This is a genomic window from Pseudomonas sp. A34-9 (genome assembly GCF_029543085.1).
Lineage (GTDB): Bacteria > Pseudomonadota > Gammaproteobacteria > Pseudomonadales > Pseudomonadaceae > Aquipseudomonas.
Map to the genome: position 1 here is coordinate 1,072,607 of NZ_CP119967.1, position 16,770 is coordinate 1,089,376.

Annotated in this window: 14 protein-coding genes and 1 pseudogene; 10 read left to right on the plus strand and 5 right to left on the minus strand. The window is 58.4% G+C overall.

Features of this window, described 5'->3' with window-relative positions; all coding sequences use genetic code 11:
* Nucleotides 1-56 precede the first annotated feature (56 nt).
* Nucleotides 57-1,016, plus strand: a complete 960-nt coding sequence (locus P3G59_RS04580; RefSeq protein ID WP_277760614.1) for a MerR family transcriptional regulator — start codon at nt 57-59, stop codon at nt 1,014-1,016.
* Nucleotides 1,017-1,019: 3 nt separating this feature from the next.
* Here the strand turns inward: P3G59_RS04580 and P3G59_RS04585 are convergent, their stop codons facing one another.
* Both P3G59_RS04585 and P3G59_RS04590 read right to left on the minus strand, forming a co-directional pair.
* Complete coding sequence (locus P3G59_RS04585; RefSeq protein WP_277760615.1) at nt 1,020-1,625, minus strand: hypothetical protein; 606 nt, start codon at nt 1,623-1,625, stop codon at nt 1,020-1,022.
* A gap of 54 nt (nt 1,626-1,679) precedes the next feature.
* A complete protein-coding gene (locus P3G59_RS04590) occupies nt 1,680-2,156 on the minus strand; it encodes a PAS domain-containing protein (RefSeq protein WP_277760616.1) in 477 nt (158 codons plus the stop codon).
* Nucleotides 2,157-2,309: 153 nt separating this feature from the next.
* Between P3G59_RS04590 and P3G59_RS04595 the strand changes: the two genes are divergently transcribed.
* Nucleotides 2,310-2,765, plus strand: coding sequence for a flavodoxin (locus tag P3G59_RS04595; protein ID WP_277760617.1), 456 nt, complete (start codon nt 2,310-2,312; stop codon nt 2,763-2,765).
* On the opposite strand, the gene P3G59_RS04600 is transcribed toward P3G59_RS04595, so the two are convergent.
* Nucleotides 2,755-3,642, minus strand: coding sequence for a LysR family transcriptional regulator (locus P3G59_RS04600; protein WP_277760618.1), 888 nt, complete (start codon nt 3,640-3,642; stop codon nt 2,755-2,757). The two genes, P3G59_RS04595 and P3G59_RS04600, sit on opposite strands and share 11 nt — an antisense overlap.
* Nucleotides 3,643-3,737: 95 nt before the next feature.
* Here P3G59_RS04600 and P3G59_RS04605 point away from each other — a divergent pair, with 95 nt between their 5' ends.
* The 5 genes and pseudogenes from P3G59_RS04605 (at nt 3,738) to P3G59_RS04625 (ending at nt 7,694) form a co-directional block, all read left to right on the plus strand.
* Entirely contained in the window at nt 3,738-4,124 is a 387-nt protein-coding gene (locus P3G59_RS04605) for a CidA/LrgA family protein (RefSeq protein WP_277760619.1), read from the plus strand.
* Nucleotides 4,114-4,765 (plus strand): annotated as a pseudogene (locus P3G59_RS04610) (LrgB family protein). The gene P3G59_RS04605 and the pseudogene P3G59_RS04610 overlap by 11 nt, the downstream one beginning before the upstream one ends.
* Before the next feature lie 131 nt (nt 4,766-4,896).
* Nucleotides 4,897-5,679: a class II aldolase/adducin family protein gene (locus tag P3G59_RS04615; RefSeq protein ID WP_277760620.1), complete on the plus strand. Its 783-nt coding sequence runs from the start codon at nt 4,897-4,899 to the stop codon at nt 5,677-5,679.
* Nucleotides 5,679-6,581, plus strand: a complete 903-nt coding sequence (locus P3G59_RS04620) for an alpha/beta hydrolase (RefSeq protein ID WP_277760621.1) — start codon at nt 5,679-5,681, stop codon at nt 6,579-6,581. Before P3G59_RS04615 ends, P3G59_RS04620 begins: the two co-directional genes overlap by 1 nt.
* 201 nt (nt 6,582-6,782) lie before the next feature.
* Entirely contained in the window at nt 6,783-7,694 is a 912-nt protein-coding gene (locus P3G59_RS04625) for an SDR family oxidoreductase (protein ID WP_277760622.1), read from the plus strand.
* 44 nt (nt 7,695-7,738) lie between these two features.
* Here P3G59_RS04625 and P3G59_RS04630 read toward each other — a convergent pair whose 3' ends face one another.
* Nucleotides 7,739-8,002, minus strand: a complete 264-nt coding sequence (locus tag P3G59_RS04630) for a bacteriocin immunity protein (RefSeq protein WP_277760623.1) — start codon at nt 8,000-8,002, stop codon at nt 7,739-7,741.
* A 1-nt stretch (nt 8,003) separates the two neighbouring features.
* Nucleotides 8,004-10,169 (minus strand): S-type pyocin domain-containing protein, encoded by a 2,166-nt coding sequence (locus P3G59_RS04635; protein ID WP_277760624.1) that lies wholly within the window; start codon nt 10,167-10,169, stop codon nt 8,004-8,006.
* Between the two features lie 721 nt (nt 10,170-10,890).
* Here P3G59_RS04635 and P3G59_RS04640 point away from each other — a divergent pair.
* The 3 genes from P3G59_RS04640 to P3G59_RS04650 all read left to right on the plus strand — a co-directional run bounded on the left by P3G59_RS04640 (nt 10,891) and on the right by P3G59_RS04650 (nt 16,759).
* The gene (locus P3G59_RS04640; RefSeq protein ID WP_277760625.1) at nt 10,891-12,684 is read left to right on the plus strand and encodes a DUF1302 domain-containing protein; all 1,794 of its coding nucleotides are present in this window, start codon (nt 10,891-10,893) and stop codon (nt 12,682-12,684) included.
* A 23-nt stretch (nt 12,685-12,707) separates the two neighbouring features.
* Nucleotides 12,708-14,075 (plus strand): DUF1329 domain-containing protein, encoded by a 1,368-nt coding sequence (locus tag P3G59_RS04645; RefSeq protein ID WP_277760626.1) that lies wholly within the window; start codon nt 12,708-12,710, stop codon nt 14,073-14,075.
* Between the two features lie 140 nt (nt 14,076-14,215).
* Complete coding sequence (locus tag P3G59_RS04650; RefSeq protein WP_277760627.1) at nt 14,216-16,759, plus strand: LuxR C-terminal-related transcriptional regulator; 2,544 nt, start codon at nt 14,216-14,218, stop codon at nt 16,757-16,759.
* Nucleotides 16,760-16,770 lie beyond the last annotated feature (11 nt).

Sequence of the window (16,770 nt, forward strand, 5' to 3'; positions counted from 1 at the left end):
GGGGCATAAGCGTTAGAATGGGATCCAATTGAACCGACATGGAAGTTGAGCGCCATATGCCTGTCATCACGGACGCAAGCCCTGCTTTGGACGCATCTGTTGCGCTTCAGCGCGTCGATCTGTTCCCGATCCGTGAGGTCGCACGCCTGACAGGTGTCAACCCGGTGACCTTGCGCGCTTGGGAGCGGCGCTATGGTTTGATTCAGCCGACACGCACCGAAAGCGGGCATCGGCTGTATTCGATGACCGAAATCGAGCGCGTGCGCAGCATCGTTGACTGGATTGATCGTGGTGTTGCCGTGAGCAAAGTCGGCAAGATTCTGGCCAAGACCGACCCGATGAAAGTACTGGCGCACATTATCCCGGATGATCTGGTGCAAGCGGATTACCTGCAGTGGCAGGAACAGATCCAGCAAGCGGTCAGCGCATTCGATGATCAGCAACTGGACCGCGTATATGGTCAGATTTTCTCTTCTTACTCATTGCCGGTGGTGTTTCAGGACATCCTGATGCCGCTGTGGCTGCAATTGTTGCAGCGCCAGGAAGCTTTCGGGCAAACCAGCGAGTGGCTGTTCTTCGATGGATTCCTGCGGGCGCGGGTGTTGCAAAGGATCGTCATGCTGCGTGGCACCCAACCGCGTCGTGTGATCGTCAGCGCGCTGGCCGGGCAATGTCGAGAGCTGGAATTGCTGGTGGCGGCGCTGTTTCTCAGCGAAAGCAACGCCGGTGTCAGGGTGTTGACCACGGGGCAGCCGTTCGATGAACTGACGCTGGTCTGCGAAAAGATCAAACCCGAAGCGCTGGTTCTGTTTTCCAATCACGCGCCCGGCGCCGATTTACCTCGGCGATTGAACCGGTTGGCGTTAAGCCTCGATTGTCAGTTGATGCTGGCGGGCGATGCGTCAGATCTGGCGCAAGACAGTCTGGCCGGATCCTCTGTTGCCTGTCTGGGCAATGAAGGAGCGAACATGCGTCAGCGCATGTTGCAGTTTCTGGCCGGCAAGCTGGATACCTGAAACTCAGGTGTGAAGGGCAGGATGCGTCAAGCGATGTTGCTGCAGGATGAACTGACGCAGACGTTCGGTTTCGTCGGTATCGGTCTGGCTCAGTTCGTAGGCGAAGAACCCGTTCTCGGTTTCCCGTTCGAAATTACCGCGCAATGAAATCCGCTCGTAACCCGAAGGGCTGAACCACAAAGCGAAATGCTTGGGAGGTTTGGTCTTGTTGCGCACTTCCAGCAGCACACCTTTGTGCGAAACCTCGTGGACCCACAACGTGCCTGGCTGACCCTTGGCGTTTTCCAGGGCTACCGGCTCTTCGAGGGCCAACCGCCATGGCCGTACCATCGGGCCGTCTTCATAAATGCTTGGTACGCCGAGGCGCAGATGCAACGCGTGAAACTCGTCTTCCACCAGATGCAACGGGAAGGTCATCTGCTGATTTTCGAAGTTGGCCTGAATGGTCACTTGCTCGTGAGCAGCCAGGCGCGTGAGCAAATCACGAATCTGCGAACCGCCGTTAACCAGCAGACTCGACGTCGCATCCCGCACGTTCAGTTGCGGGTTGTGCTGCATGGTCTGGATGAAATCCAGCTCATCCTGAGTGAGGAGGGCGTCGCGCTGCATGGCTAACTCGAAAGATATAGTTACAAAGTCATTGGTGATTGTAGTTAATGACACTTAGTTCGCGATTTTGTTTTGACCGTTTGTCGCTTTCAATGTGGCCAGTTCGGATTCGAGGGCTGCGACCTGCGCTTCCAACTGCACCACACGCTGCTGAGCCTTGACCTGAACGGTGACGTCCTTCTGCACGCCAATGAAATAGGTCTGCCCGTCATCGGTGTTTTTCACCGTTGAAAGCGACAGTTCATTCCAGAATGGCGTGCCGTCCTTGCGATAATTGCGCAGGATTTCGCGGCACGATCCATTGTTGCGCAAGACATCGCGAATCAGCTCCAGACTCTCCTGATCACGGTCCCCGGCCTGCAGAAAGCGGCAGTCCTGATAAAGAATTTCTTCGCTGGTGTAACCGGTCAGACGTTCAAACGCCGGGTTTACATAAATCAGGATATTGTCGTGGTCACCCTCCTTTTCGGCGACTACGATGCCGTCGTTCGACGCGTTGATCACCATTTGCAGCAGACTTGCATTGATCATCTTTGAATCCTTTCAGAGTTGTCAGTGGCACGCATTCTAGAAGAACCGCAGGCGCTGTCTACTGGCCATTACCGCTTATTGAGATCCAATCGCAGCTTTGCGCTGGAGGCTGTTACTATCGCCGCTCTTTTTTTCAGTTTCAGGATCAGATTGATGAAAGTCGCCATCCTCTCCGGTTCGGTCTACGGCACCGCCGAAGAAGTCGCCCGTCACGCCCAGAACCTGTTGAAAGCCGCCGGGTTTGAAACCTTCTACAACTCGCGCGCCAGCCTGGCGGACATTCAAGCGTTCGGTCCTGAAGCGTTTCTGGCGGTGACCTCGACCACCGGCATGGGCGAGTTACCCGATAACTTGCAGCCGCTGTATTCGACCATTCGCGACCAGTTGCCAGCCGCGTGGCGCGGTTTGCCGGGCGCGGTAATTGCCTTGGGCGACGCCAGTTACGGCGACACCTTCTGCGGTGGTGGCGAGCAGATGCGTGAGCTGTTCGGCGAACTCGGTGTGCGCGAAGTACAAGACATGCTGCGCATCGACGCCAGCGAAAGCGTCACTCCGGAAACCGACGCCGAGCCTTGGCTGGCACAGTTGATCGACACGCTCAAGGGTTGATCGCCCGCTCGCGCAGCAAGCTCAACCACGCCTGCGCTGCTTTCGACAGATAGGCGCCCCGGCGCCAGATGAACGCGATATCCCAGCGCAGATAATCCGGCGCGCGCAAGGTCAGGCGCACCACGCCTGGCCGCACCAGACCACGTGCGACCACGCTGGGCAACAGCACCACGCCTTGCCCGGCAGCCACCAGCGCCGCGAGAAAATCGGCTTGCCCGCTGCGGCCACCTTCCTTCGGTGTAAAGCCCAGTTGCTGGCACGCCTGCAGCAAGCGGTCGTTGAGCACGAAACTGCGCTGATAGAGCAGAAAGGGCGTCTCGGCCAATTCCTCTAGTCCAATCTCGCCCCGATCGGCCAGTGGATGATCCACTGGTAGCAGGGCGTCGAGTTGCTCATCGCAAAACGGCTGGCAGTCGAATTGCGCATCCTTTGGCAACAGACTGCCACCCAACTCCAGTTCGCCGCTCAGCACAGCCTGCTCGATGTTGCGGCTGCCACCCTCAAGCAACTGGATGCTGATATTCGGATAGCGCCGCCGGTATTCGGCAAACAGCTCGGCGAATAGCGCGTCGCTGCCCAGCAGCGGCAGGCCGAGGCGCAGTTCTCCACGCGCCAGATGACTGAGGTCGTCCAGTTCAATCAACAACTCGTTGCGCAAGCGCAGCATCGCTTCAGCGCGTTGCAGCACCACGCCGCCAGCGGCGGTCAGGCGCAACTGCGAACCGAGTCGTTCGAGCAATGGCGTGCCGAGGCTCTGCTCCAGCTGGGCGATCTGTTTGCTGACCGCCGATTGACTGATGTGCAGGGTTTTTGCGGCTTGGGTGAAACCGCCCTGATGCATGACTTCGACAAAACTGCGCAGCTGTTTGAATTCCATGGCCTGATTCCAATCTGGAATTGTATTGAGTCTAACAATTCGCTTCAGGGATGGCAGACCGCTTCGTAAAATAAGCCCCTGTCAGGAGCCAAATCATGAACGCCGTCACCCTCAAACATCTGTCCCGTCTTCTCACCGAACTCGCCGTGCTGCTTGGCCTCTATTTGCTCGGCTGCCAATTGGCGGTCTGGCTGGCGTGGCCGATACCCGGTGGCGTGATCGGCATGGCGCTGTTGCTGCTGGCCTTTGCCTTTGGCTGGGTCAAACCGGCGGCGCTGCAATTGGGGGCGGGGCTGCTGATGGCCGAGATGCTGCTGTTCTTCATTCCGGCGCTGATGAGTCTGCTCGACTACGGCGCGCTGCTGCGCAATGACGGCTGGCGGATCCTGTTGGTGATTGCCGCCAGCACATTAACGGTGATGCTGGTCACGGCATTCACCGTGGAGCTTGCCGTGCGCATGAGGCGGTCCCATGAAGCTTGAATGGATGCCGATGTTCTGGCTGGCCTTCACCCTGTTGGCGTACCTGTTCAGTCGCTGGTTGTATCGGCGCACCGGCCGCTACGTGTTGTCGCCGCTGATTCTGGTGCCGGCGTTACTGCTGGCGCTCGCCGTGCCACTGCACACCGCTTACGCGGAGTACGCCAGCAACACCCATTGGCTGATGCTGGTGCTCGGCCCGGTGACCGTCGCCTTCGCCGTGCCGATCTGGCAGCAACGCCGTGTGTTGATACGGCATTGGTCGGCACTGCTGCTGGGTATGGTTGCCGGCAGTGCGGCATCGATCGGCACCTCGTTCGGACTGGCCAAGGCGCTGGCGCTCGATCACCACGCCATTCGCCATGCCGCTGGCACAGAACCTGGGTGGCGTGCCGGAGTTGACGGCGGTCTTTGTAATGTTCACCGGTGTGTTTGGTGCGATGCTCGGCGGCGTGTTGTTGAAGTGGTTGCCGTTGCGCAGTGCTTTGGCGCGCGGTGCGTTGTTCGGGGTTGGCGCGCACGGTGCCGGGGTCAGCCGGGCCCATGAAGTCGGCGGCGAAGAAGGCTCTGTCGCCGGGCTGGTGATGGTGCTGACCGGGTTGCTCAATCTGTTTGCCGCGCCTTTGTTGGCGTCGTTGCTTTGATATGGATCCAAGGTGTTTGCGTTGCTGACTCGATCAGTCATCAAGCTGGCTGCCAATGCAACTACGCGATTCTCTGCGCCTGACTAGACTGCTGACACGTGCAGAACAATAAGAACGCAGAGGTGCATACAGTGAGCGTAGCCCCCGTCCAATCGTCCCTTAATGTCAAAGACCAGGTCAGCGCTGCGGAATGGCAGACCCGAGTCGATCTCGCCGCTTGTTATCGTCTGGTCGCCGCCCATGGCTGGGACGATCTGATCTTCACGCACATTTCCGCCAAGGTGCCGGGCACCGAAGATTTCCTGATCAACCCGTTCGGTTTGATGTTTCACGAGATCACCGCGTCGAGCCTGGTGAAAGTCGATCAGGCCGGCAACAAACTCATGGACAGTCCTTACGAAATCAACCCCGCCGGCTACACGATCCACAGCGCCGTGCACGAAGTGCGGCACGATGTGGTTTGCGTGCTGCATACGCACACCGCCTCCGGTGTCGCGGTGTCGGCGCAAAAGCAGGGCGTGTTGCCAATCAGCCAGCAGTCGCTGTTCGTGCTGTCGAGCCTGGCCTATCACGCCTATGAAGGCGTGGCGCTGAACCACGAAGAGAAGGCGCGCCTTCAGACTGATTTGGCCGAGAACAATTTCCTGATGCTGCACAACCACGGTCTGCTGACCTGTGGCGGCACCATCGCCGATACCTTCCTGATGATGTTCACCTTCCAGCGCGCCTGCGACATTCAGGTCATGGCGCAAACCGGTGGTGCCGAGCTCATCGCCATCGAACCGCAAATTCTGGCAGGCGCCAAAGCGATGATCGCCGGCGTCACCAAAAGTGCTCAAGGCATGGGTGGCGCGCTGGCCTGGCCGGCGTTGCTGCGCAAACTCGATAAACAAGACCCCGGATATAAACTCTAATGCCTCTTGCCGAGATTCCTCTGTGTGTCTGGCGCAAACGCAGCCAGACGTTTGTCTTTCGTGGCCAGCCGATTCGCTACTGGACGGCGGGGCAGGGTGAGCCGCTGTTGCTGATCCACGGTTTTCCGACCGCCAGTTGGGATTGGCATTACCTGTGGCAGCCACTGGCCCAGCGTTATCGGGTGATCGCCTGCGACATGCTTGGCTTTGGCGATTCGGCGAAACCGCTCAATCACACTTACAGCCTGCTGGCACAGGCTGACCTGCAACAGGCTTTGCTCGCGCATCTGCAGGTCGAACAACCGGTGCATGTGCTGGCGCATGATTACGGTGACAGCGTTGCGCAGGAGCTGCTTGCCCGACACTACGAAGACAAGATCGCATTGGCCAGTTGCGTGTTTCTCAACGGCGGATTGTTCCCGGAAACCCATCGCCCGGTGCTGATGCAAAAACTGCTGCTCAGTCCACTGGGCTGGATGATTGGCCGCGCGTTTACACGCGATGCTCTGGTGAAAAGCTTCCGGCAGATCTTCGGCCCGCACACCCGGCCGAGCGAAAGTGAGCTGGACGATTTCTGGAGTCTGGTCGACAGCAATCGCGGGCCACGGATCATGCACAAACTGATCAGTTACATTCCCGAGCGCCGGGTGCAGCGTGATCGCTGGGTGAGCGCGATGCAGCGTGGCGAAATCCCGCTGCGGGTGATCGATGGCGAGGTCGATCCGATTTCCGGGGCGCACATGGTCGAGCGTTACCGTGAATTGATCCCTGACGCCGACACGGTGCTGTTGCCGGGTATTGGCCACTATCCCCAGACCGAAGCGCCGGTGCAGGTGCTCAAGCATTACCTGGAATTTCGTGACAGGTTTGTGCTGCCACCGCGCAAAGTCGCCTGCTCCTGAAAGATCAAAAGATCGCAGCCTGCGGCAGCTCCTACACAAATCTAATGTAGGAGCTGCCGCAGGCTGCGATCTTTTGATCTTTTGACGCCCTTATCATCCCCCAACCTTATCGCACACCATTCAGCCTCAGCCGTATTCATTGTGACCAAAAGCCAGTTGCCTGACACTCGGACTCAATACTGGCCTGCTGGAGTTGCTGCGATGAATGAGTCTGTGCGTTTCGAAGATAAAGTCGTCATCGTCACCGGAGCCGGTGGCGGCCTCGGACGCGCCCACGCATTGTTGTTTGCCAAACAGGGCGCCAAGGTATTGGTCAATGATCTCGGCGGCTCGACCCAGGGTGAAGGCGCCAATGCCTCCGCCGCCGACCGCGTAGTGGCAGAGATTCGCGAGGCTGGTGGTACCGCTGAAGCCAACCACGACTCGGTTACCGACGGCGACAAACTGGTGCAAAACGCCCTCGATGCCTTCGGCCGGGTCGACGTCGTGGTCAACAACGCCGGGATCCTGCGCGACAAGACCTTCCACAAAATGGACGACGCCGACTGGGACCTGGTTTACCGCGTCCACGTCGAAGGCGCCTACAAAGTCACCCGTGCTGCGTGGCCGCACCTGCGCGAGCAAAACTATGGCCGGGTGATCTTCACCGCCTCGACCTCGGGCATCTATGGCAACTTCGGCCAGTCCAACTACGGCATGGCCAAACTGGGCCTGTACGGATTGACCCGTACGCTGGCCATCGAAGGTCGCAAGAACAACATCCTCGTCAACGCGATAGCGCCGACTGGCGGCACGCGCATGACCGAGGGCTTGATTCCGCCGCAAGTGTTCGAGCAATTGAAGCCGGAACTGGTCAGCCCGTTGGTGGTGTATCTGGCCAGCGAACAGTGCCAAGAGACTTCCGGGCTGTTCGAGGTCGGGGGTGGCTGGATGGGCAAGGTGCGCTGGGAACGCAGCCTCGGTGCCGGTTTTGATCCGCGGGTGGGTTTCTCGCCGGAAGATGTCGCGGCGCACTGGCAGCAGATCTGTGATTTCGAAGGGGCGGCGCATCCGAAGGACAATATTGAGGCGCTGAAGGAAATGATGGCGAATTTGCAGAAGTATTCGCTCTAACTGGAGAGGAAGCGAGCAGGCAAAGATGCCTGCTCGCTTATTTTTTATTCTTCAGGTTTGAAGCCGGGTTTTCCGTTGGCTGCGCGCCAAGCCTTGATGGTTGCTAATACGCCTGCCGGGCTGTCTTCGGCGCCTTCTTCCGGGTAATACAAAACACCTGTGCCGTTTGGATGCTCCGACGTTACAACGATGTTTTCTACGAACTCATCGTGTTGTCTTTCTGACGGGAACCGCCCTTCGAATAGCCGTTCTATGACTGCCAGGTATTCGGACTCTGTGTAGTCTTCCAGTTTGTTTTTCAGTTTCAACTTACATTCCTCCTTTCGAGTGCAGTTCAATGTGTTGTTTCGGTGTTAGCACCGTTAGATTGGTTACGTCATAAACTGCGCCTCCCTCGCTGATTGGCTTGATATGGTGAATCTCAAATTTTTTGCGCTTACCTGCTTGCTCCGAAGGTGTTGCACTTGGAGCCAAGCCGTCTCTCAAGTCAGTTTTGTTGAGTCGTGAGAACTGATCAAACAACGCCTTTTCATTCCCTACAGCCTTCCAAAATGCTCTGCGAAATGCCCTGAAACTCGAAAACTCCCGTCCTCTGAGCTTATCCGCGATCTGCATCGGAATAGGTGCGCCTTGCGGTGTCGCAGCGGCTCCCAACCAATTGCCCGAAACCGGTTGTCCGATGCCGCTGGCAAAACCGGGATCCTGCCGCCGATCCCTGAACATCGTGAAAATCGGCGGGATTCCGGATTCGACCGGAAAGACCGTGATCCATCCACCAAAACCATACAGATCCATTTCGGGAAATGGATCGATCCGTCCGCTGTCGGGTGTGACATTCGCGCCTTCATAGATTGGCAAGTCTGGATCGGCGAGAGGTAATTGCGTCGAAGGATTTGGCGGTTCCAGCAACGGCGTCCAAGTGATTACAGGGCCTTTGGCGTCGGTTGCAGAGGCGGAGGAAACGTAAACGTTTTTAAGTGCGTCAAAGCGCGCTGATACAACCGGCACTTTACTGGGCACAGTCACTCCATCGGTGCTGACGACGACCACTTCGACTTTGTTGCCTATCGTCCTTGAGCCAAGCCTGACCGGCAGATCGACGTCTGCGCCTATCCTTGCCAGTTCGTACAGATCGTCCTCCAGATCAGGAGCAAGGTCGGACAGTGGCACGCTTGCAGCAAACAGATCGCCGTTGCCCAGCTCGGAGGGCACGAACAAAGCGGCAAATCCCACCAGCACCGGGACTGCGCTGGTCGAAATCGCTGCAGTCGCGATGGTGACGGCCGAGCGCAGTGACGTTCTGAGTGCTTGTTTGGTTAACGGGTTGTGGCTTATCGCGCCGAGTGTTCCCGAGAACGCGGGGCCGAACGCCGCGAGGGAACCGAAATAAGCGAATTCAGGATTGTTCCAGCGTGCTTGTGTCTGTGTGTGCCAATGGGCGTCCACGCGTGCTTGCTCAGCACGCTGCCGGGCCTCTGCCTTGGCTTGCTTGCGCGCTAGCCGCTGGCGTTTACTTTTTGTCGCTCTTGCGGCTTTTTGCTGTTGTTCAAGGCGAGCCTTTTCAATCTCCAGCTGCTTTTCCTGTTCTATGCGCAACCTTTGCACTTTAGCTTGGCGTTCTGCCAATGCCGTCAATTTTGCCTGTTCAGAGGCTAATTGCCGTGCAGCAGCTTCGGCAGCGATTCGCGCTTGCTCGGCTGCCTGCCGCTGAGTCTGCGCGAGCGCAGCGAGCCGTGCTTGTTCGCGAGCCCGAACCTGCTCCTGTTCTCGGCGTGCAGCTTCGGCGAGTTCTCTTTGACGTTGCTGTTCTGCGGCAATCCGTGCACGTTCTGCTGCCAATCGCTGAGCTTCTGCCGCCGCCGATTGCGCCTGATCATTGGCTTTTACCAAATCCAGCCACTTGTGAACTTCGACCTGTTGTTGGTTAAGTATGTGAATTGATTGCGCAAGCAGCTGGGTGTCATGGGCCGCTCTATACGATGCGGTCCAGGCCTGTATCGCAATACCTCCAGGCATGACAGGGTTTTGCAGGGTCACCGCTTTTTGATAGAACTCAATCAGGTTTTTGCTTCGCGGATCACTGCCATAGAACTGATTGGCCAACGCCATTTTTTGCTGAAGCTCAGCGGTTTTTCTCTGCAATAGCGTGGCGCGCACGCCTAGTTCACGAATGACTGTTTCAGCAGGCGGAAGCGGATGCGTTGTACCTTCCAGCCTCGTTGCAGCCAGTTCGTGCTCCAAGGTCTGCGGCAGTTGCTGGGTACGGTTCTGATACTCCTGTGCAAGTGCTGCCTTGGTGGCGTCTATCGATCTTGAGTTAATGATGACCAGATTGTGCGGGCCGAAATTGTGCGGGCCAAACATGCCGCTATTGGGAATCGTCGTTGAAGTCCCAGAGGCGACCGGAATATGGATGGGGGCAACGGCTGTCGTATGAACAGCTTCGGTCAACTCCCATGTTGGAGGCTTTTGCATATTCATGTCCTTTGAATGTGCGTGATAAATCGCTGGCAAGTCAGAACGGCCGGTGGTGACGTCCGTGTCACCAGCGAAGGGTTGAGGTGTTTCAAGTTACATCAGACTTGCGGTTACAAAATCTGAGAAGCCTGTCAGTAACAGGGCGTTGTTCTGGGAGGGTTTTCGCGGATCAAGAACAATACGAGGAGAATTCTCCTGCGCGATGGGAAAAGTCCGACGTTGTTCTCGGAAAGTGTTTGCAGGTCGTGAAGATGACTTTTTCAACAGCCATAAAAAAGGCCGCTGCAAACGCAGCGGCCAAGGTAAGACGTTGGATCAAGGAGCTACAAATCAACGTCAGTGAACACCAGGGCGATAAACCGAAGTCTTCGATTCATCTGAAATCTGTCAGCAATGGCCTGAGTTGCTCGAAGGCCAGTGCTTCGTGCTTTGCGGTATGTCCCGTGAAAGTGCGTTCAGGATAAGGTCTTGAGCGTGTAGGAAAAATACCGATTCCGGACATGCACTGTTGCGGGGCATGCAACAGTCCGATGATCCGAGGTGCACCATGCGCTGCACTGATGATCCTCCATCCAGCCAATCCATGAATGGCGCAAAGCCCCGCCGCGCAAGGCCATTCATCCTTTCGAGCGACAACACGAATACCTCCTTGGTGCGCTTATCGACGCGGTTGCCCGGCAGTAGGGTGGGGCCTTCTGTCACTCACCGGGGAAGACGCATGACAAAAACAACAATGCGCGCCATCTTCACACCGCAGGCGCTGGCAACCGCGGTGGCTTTGGGTTGCTGCGCCCAGGCGCAAGCGGTTGCGTTCAACATTGGCGAGATTGAAGGCACCTTCGACTCGTCGTTGTCGATCGGTGCGAGTTGGGGCCTGCGCGATGCCGACAAGGCGCTGGTCGGCACGGTCAATGGGGGGACCGGGCAATCCTCGACCGGTGATGACGGGCGTCTGAATTTCAAGAAGGGCGAGACCTTCTCGAAAATCTTCAAAGGTATTCACGACCTTGAACTCAAGTACGGCGACACCGGTGTCTTCGTACGTGGCAAGTACTGGTACGACTTCGAACTGAAGGACGAAGACCGCGAGTTCAAACCGATCAGCGATAGCGGTCGAAAAGAAGGCGCGAAGTCTTCCGGCGCACAAATTCTTGATGCCTTCGTCTATCACAACTACTCCATCGCCGACCTGCCGGGCACCGTGCGTGCCGGCAAACAAGTGGTGAGCTGGGGCGAAAGCACCTTCATCGGCAACTCGATCAACAGCATCAACCCGATTGACGTCTCGGCGTTTCGTCGCCCCGGTGCGGAGATCAAGGAAGGCCTGATTCCGGTCAACATGTTGTTTGGCTCGCAGGGCCTGACCGATCAACTGACCGTTGAAGGCTTCTATCAACTGGAATGGGACCAGACCGTTCTCGACAACTGCGGCACCTTCTTCGGTGTCGATGTGGCGGCGGACGGTTGCAACAACGGCTACACCGTCGGCAACCCGGCGATCGCACCGTTTGTTCCGCTGACCCAGGCCTTTGGACAAGGCATTCAGGTGACTCGCGAAGGCGTGGTGATTCCTCGTGGCGGTGACCGCGATGCGCGCGATTCCGGGCAGTGGGGGACGGCGTTGCGCTGGCTCGGTGACGACACTGAATACGGTCTCTACTTCATGAACTACCACAGCCGTACGCCGACGGTAGGCACGACCACGGCCGGTCTTTCGACGTTGGCGGCATTGCCGGGCATGGTCGGGATCGCCAATGGCCTGGCCCCCGGCAGCGGTTCCGGTCTGGCGCAAAGCGTGATGCTCGGACGCGGTGGGTATTACCTTGAATACCCGGAAGACATTCGCCTCTACGGCGCAAGTTTCTCCACCACATTGCCCACCGGTACCGCGTGGACCGGCGAGATCAGCTACCGGCCCAACGCGCCGGTGCAGGTCAACACCAACGACCTGACGCTGGCACTGCTCAACCCGATAGCCGGTGGCGCGGCTTCGCCGATCGCCACCACTGCGGGAGCGGATAACAAGGGCTATCGGCGTAAAGAAGTCACGCAGATCCAGAGCACCCTCACGCACTTCTTCGATCAGGTCTGGGGCGCTCAGCGCTTGACCCTGGTCGGTGAAGCCGCAGTGGTGCGGGTCGGCGGACTGGAGTCGCGCGACAAGCTGCGTTATGGCCGCGACTCGGTGTATGGCCAATACGGTTTCGGTGGTGATACCGACGGTTTTGTCACCTCGACTTCGTGGGGCTACCGCGCCCGGGCGATCCTCGATTACGCCAACGTGATCGGCGGGATCAACCTCAAACCCAACCTGTCGTGGTCGCACGACGTCGCCGGTTACGGCCCCAACGGCCTGTTCAACGAAGGCGCGAAAGCCATCAGCGTCGGCGTCGATGCCGACTACCGCAACACCTACACCGCGAGCCTCAGTTACACCGACTTTTTCGGTGGTGATTACAACGTCCTCGAAGACCGTGACTTCGTGGCTCTGAGCTTCGGCGTGAACTTCTGATCTGCCCGAGAAGGATGACTGCAATGCGCAAAATGATTCTGCAATGTGGTGTGCTGGCCCTGAGTCTGCTGGCGGCCAACGTGATGGCGGCGGTGTCGCCGGATGAGGCCAACAAGCTCGGCACCAGCTTGACCCCGCTCGGTGCGGAGAAGGCCGGCAACGCCGACGGTTCGATTCCGGCATGGACTGGCGGCATCCCGAAAAACGCCGGCGCGGTGGACAGCAAAGGCTTCCTCGCCGACCCGTTCGCCAACGAGAAACCGCTGTTCACCATCACCGCGGCCAACGTCGACCAGTACAAGAGCAAGCTCTCCGACGGTCAGGTGGCGATGTTCAAACGTTATCCCGAAACCTACAAGATTCCGGTGTACCCGACCCACCGTACGGTTGCCGCGCCGGCGGAAATTTACGAATCGGCCAAGCGCAGCGCGCTCAATGTCACCACCATCAACGACGGTAACGGCCTGGCCAATTTCACCGGCAATCGCTACTACGCGTTCCCGATTCCGAAGAACGGCGTCGAGGTGTTGTGGAACCACATCACCCGTTATCACGGCGGTAACGTCAAACGCATCATCACTCAGGTCACTCCGCAAACCAACGGCAGCTACACGCCGATCCGCTTCGAAGAAGAGATCGCCGTGCCGCAACTGATGAAGGATCTCGACCCGGAAAAAGCCGCCAACGTGCTGACCTTTTTCAAACAGTCGGTGACGGCGCCGGCGCGGCTGGCCGGTAACGTGCTGTTGGTGCACGAAACCCTCGATCAGGTGAAGGAACCGCGGCTGGCGTGGATCTACAACGCCGGCCAGCGCCGCGTACGTCGGGCGCCCCAAGTGGCCTATGACGGCCCGGGCACCGCCGCCGATGGCCTGCGCACCTCGGACAACTTCGACATGTTCTCCGGCGCTCCGGATCGCTACGACTGGAAACTGGTCGGCAAAAAGGAAATGTACATCCCGTACAACAGCTACAAACTCGATTCGCCGAGCCTCAAGTACGACGACATCGTCAAGGCCGGGCATATCAACCAGGACCTGACCCGCTATGAACTGCACCGCGTCTGGGAAGTGATCGGCACGGTGAAACCGAGCGAGCGCCACATCTACGCCAAGCGCCACATGTACATCGACGAGGACAGCTGGCAGGTCGCCCTCGCCGATCACTATGACGGTCGCGGCCAACTGTGGCGTGTCGCCGAAGGTCACGCGCAGTACTACTACGATCATCAGGCGCAGGCCTATACCCTCGAAGCGCTCTACGACATCATTGCCGGGCGCTACATTGCGCTGGGGATGAAGAACGAAGAGAAGCACAGCTTCGAATTCGGCTTCGAAGCCAAGGCTGCCGACTACACGCCATCGGCCCTGCGTGCAGAAGGCGTGCGGTAACGGTTTTGATACAAGGGCAAGGCAAAAGGCGACCGTCCGGTCGCCTTTTTTATGGGCGTCAATCAGCGCGCTGAATACTCGTCAACAAGTGCAGGGGAGAGGGCTAGGGTGAGGGCACAACGATAAAAAAGGCTCACTCGATGACCGCCATGACACCGTGTCTGGATCGCTCCGGATTCTTGCCCAGACTGTCTGCCCACCACCAGCCACGCCAGCGTTTGAGCGGGCCATTGCTTGAGTCGATGGCGCGGGTCAGGCTGATCTGTGCGCCTGCGGGGAGCGGCAAGAGCGCGCTGCTCGCCGAATGTCTCTTGCAGGCGCCCGCCGAGTATCAGGTGTTGTGGTTGCCGTTGGCCGGCGCACAACTGAGCGTCAGCGAACTGTGCCGGCGACTGGCGCAGGTGCTGGGGCTGGCCGTTGCGGATGAAGCCGGATTGCTGGCGGCGCTGTCGTGCTGGACGGCTCCGACCTGGCTGTTTATCGACGACTATTGCCGACTGTCTGACCCAGCGCTGGATACCTTGCTCGACCGCTTGCTGACGGGCAGCAACCCGGCATTGATTTGGTGGCTCGGTACGCGTCGGCGCCCGCAATGCAACTGGCCCCGGTTGCTGCTTGACGACGAATTGTACGAATGCGAAAGCGCAACGCTCGCACTTACCCAAGACGAAATCGCTCAGGCGTTGCGCCACTTGGCGCCGGAGCAGGCCGCCAGTGTTGCCGCCCGCATCGTTCAGCGGACCGGCGGCTGGTGCGCCGGCGTGCGCATGGCGCTGCTGCAGAAATGCGACTGGTCGCAAAGCAGCCAGCCGCAGCAACGGGTGGACACCCTCCTTGATTATCTGCAGCACGAACTCTTCAGCAGCCTTGCACCGGAACTGGCCGAGGCCTGGCGAGTGCTGGCGCATTTGCCGCGTTTCAATGCCGAACTCTGTGAGCACTTGTTCGGTGCCGGGGAGGGCGCACAACACCTGCGCGCGCTGCAAGTGCTCGGCTGTTTTGTCGAGCCGTGGAACGACTCTGTCTGCTGGTTGCAGATATTCCCGCCACTGGCGCGGGTAATCCGCGACGAACAATGGCCCGCAGGACGCTCCTGGCACCGACGGGCTTGCCAGTGGTTTTCGTTGCGACAGGATTGGCGCTCGGCCTTCGAACAGGCCTTGCTTGCTGGAGAATATGAAGTCGCCGTCAGTCTCCTGCAGCATTTCAGCTTCGAGCATCTGTTCGAGGAACAGACCGTGGTGCTGTTATTGCGATTGCATGAGTTGCACGGTGAGGATTTGACCTTGTCGACGCCGCAACTGGTCGGGTTGATTACCGCTGCGTTGCTGTTTGCCGGGCGTTTTGAACAAGCGGCGCAGTGCATCGCGCATTTGGGGCGGTTCATGCCACAACCGTCGGCAATGCTTGAGCAGCAATTGATTGCGCGTTGGCAGGCACAGCAAGGCTGGCTTTTGCATTTACAGGGGCGCATGGAACCGGCGCGGGAGCATTTTCAGCAAGCACTGGCCGATCTCGCCAGCGAAGCCTGGCCGACCCGTTTGTTGTGTTTTTCGGGGCAAACCCAGCAAGCGCTGTTATGCGGCGAGCTTGAGCAGGCCCATGCGATCAATCGGGAGGCCTTGCGTCTGGCGCGAGCGCAGGGGGCGCTGCTGTTTGAAGGTTTGCTGGAACTCGATCATGCGCAGTTGCTTGAACAGCGTGGCGCACCGGCCCGGGCCGAGCGCCTGCTCGCCGGCATACAAGGTCTGCTTTGCCAACGAGCGGAACGTCCCACCCCTTTGCTTGGGCGTATCGCCTTGCGTCGGGGGCGCCTGGCTTTGTGCATGGGGCATGAAGAACAGGCTGACGGTTTTTTTCAGCAGGGGCTCGACGACTGCCTGCGTAACTACGATAAACGTGTGCTGTACGGCTATATCGGTCAAGCGCAGTTGGCGGCCAATCGTGTCGATTACGCGTATGCCTTCGAGCGATTGCGTGAGGCCGAGAGAGTAATGCAGCAGCGGCAGATTCCGGACACGGTGTATCGTGCAGTACTGTTGCAAGTCAGTAGCCAGTTCTGGCTGCAACAGGGTCGACCGCAGTTGGCCCATGAAGCCTTGAGCCGAGTGTTGCGTCATTACCGTGGACCGCAAGCGCTCCAGGCGCCTCCCGCAACCTTCGAATTGATCGGCCGCATCGAATACTTGCTGGCTTGTGCCTGCGTGAGGCTGGACCCGCCCCATCAGTGGTTTTCACAGGTGCAGCAATCGTTGGTGCAAGCGCAAGCCAAGGGCATGGTGAATCTGCAAACCGAATTGCACCTGGTCATGGCACAACTCGCCGCGTCGAGCGGTGATGGCTTACTGGCGCAACGGGCGTTGCAACAAGCGCGAATCCTGGTGGAACGGTGCAATTTGCAGCAGGCCATGCGTGAGTGGCAGTTACGTCAGGGGCAGGTCGGCACTCTGACTTCAGGTGATGTTGTGAAACTTGATGGCGGCGTTAATAACTTTGCTCTCAGTCGTCGTGAACTTGAAGTACTGCAATTAATTGCGCAAGGGGCGTCGAATAAACAAATCGCAGAACAGCTTTATATTTCGTTGCATACCGTAAAAACCCATGCCCGAAGAATAAATGGAAAGTTGGGTGTAGAGCGCAGGACTCAGGCAGTGGCGAAGGCCAAGCTCATGGGGTCTTTATAACTGTACAGATC

Excerpts from the sequence above, each read along its gene's own strand:
- P3G59_RS04650 (WP_277760627.1), top strand. The coding sequence starts at position 14,216 with ATGACCGCCATGACACCGTGTCTGGATCGCTCCGGATTCTTGCCCAGA.
- P3G59_RS04590 (WP_277760616.1), bottom strand. The coding sequence starts at position 2,156 with ATGATCAATGCAAGTCTGCTGCAAATGGTGATCAACGCGTCGAACGAC.
- P3G59_RS04640 (WP_277760625.1), top strand. The coding sequence starts at position 10,891 with ATGACAAAAACAACAATGCGCGCCATCTTCACACCGCAGGCGCTGGCA.
- P3G59_RS04595 (WP_277760617.1), top strand. The coding sequence starts at position 2,310 with ATGAAAGTCGCCATCCTCTCCGGTTCGGTCTACGGCACCGCCGAAGAA.
- P3G59_RS04585 (WP_277760615.1), bottom strand. The coding sequence starts at position 1,625 with ATGCAGCGCGACGCCCTCCTCACTCAGGATGAGCTGGATTTCATCCAG.
- P3G59_RS04600 (WP_277760618.1), bottom strand. The coding sequence starts at position 3,642 with ATGGAATTCAAACAGCTGCGCAGTTTTGTCGAAGTCATGCATCAGGGC.
- P3G59_RS04580 (WP_277760614.1), top strand. The coding sequence starts at position 57 with ATGCCTGTCATCACGGACGCAAGCCCTGCTTTGGACGCATCTGTTGCG.
- P3G59_RS04645 (WP_277760626.1), top strand. The coding sequence starts at position 12,708 with ATGCGCAAAATGATTCTGCAATGTGGTGTGCTGGCCCTGAGTCTGCTG.
- P3G59_RS04635 (WP_277760624.1), bottom strand. The coding sequence starts at position 10,169 with ATGCAAAAGCCTCCAACATGGGAGTTGACCGAAGCTGTTCATACGACA.
- P3G59_RS04625 (WP_277760622.1), top strand. The coding sequence starts at position 6,783 with ATGAATGAGTCTGTGCGTTTCGAAGATAAAGTCGTCATCGTCACCGGA.
- P3G59_RS04620 (WP_277760621.1), top strand. The coding sequence starts at position 5,679 with ATGCCTCTTGCCGAGATTCCTCTGTGTGTCTGGCGCAAACGCAGCCAG.
- P3G59_RS04605 (WP_277760619.1), top strand. The coding sequence starts at position 3,738 with ATGAACGCCGTCACCCTCAAACATCTGTCCCGTCTTCTCACCGAACTC.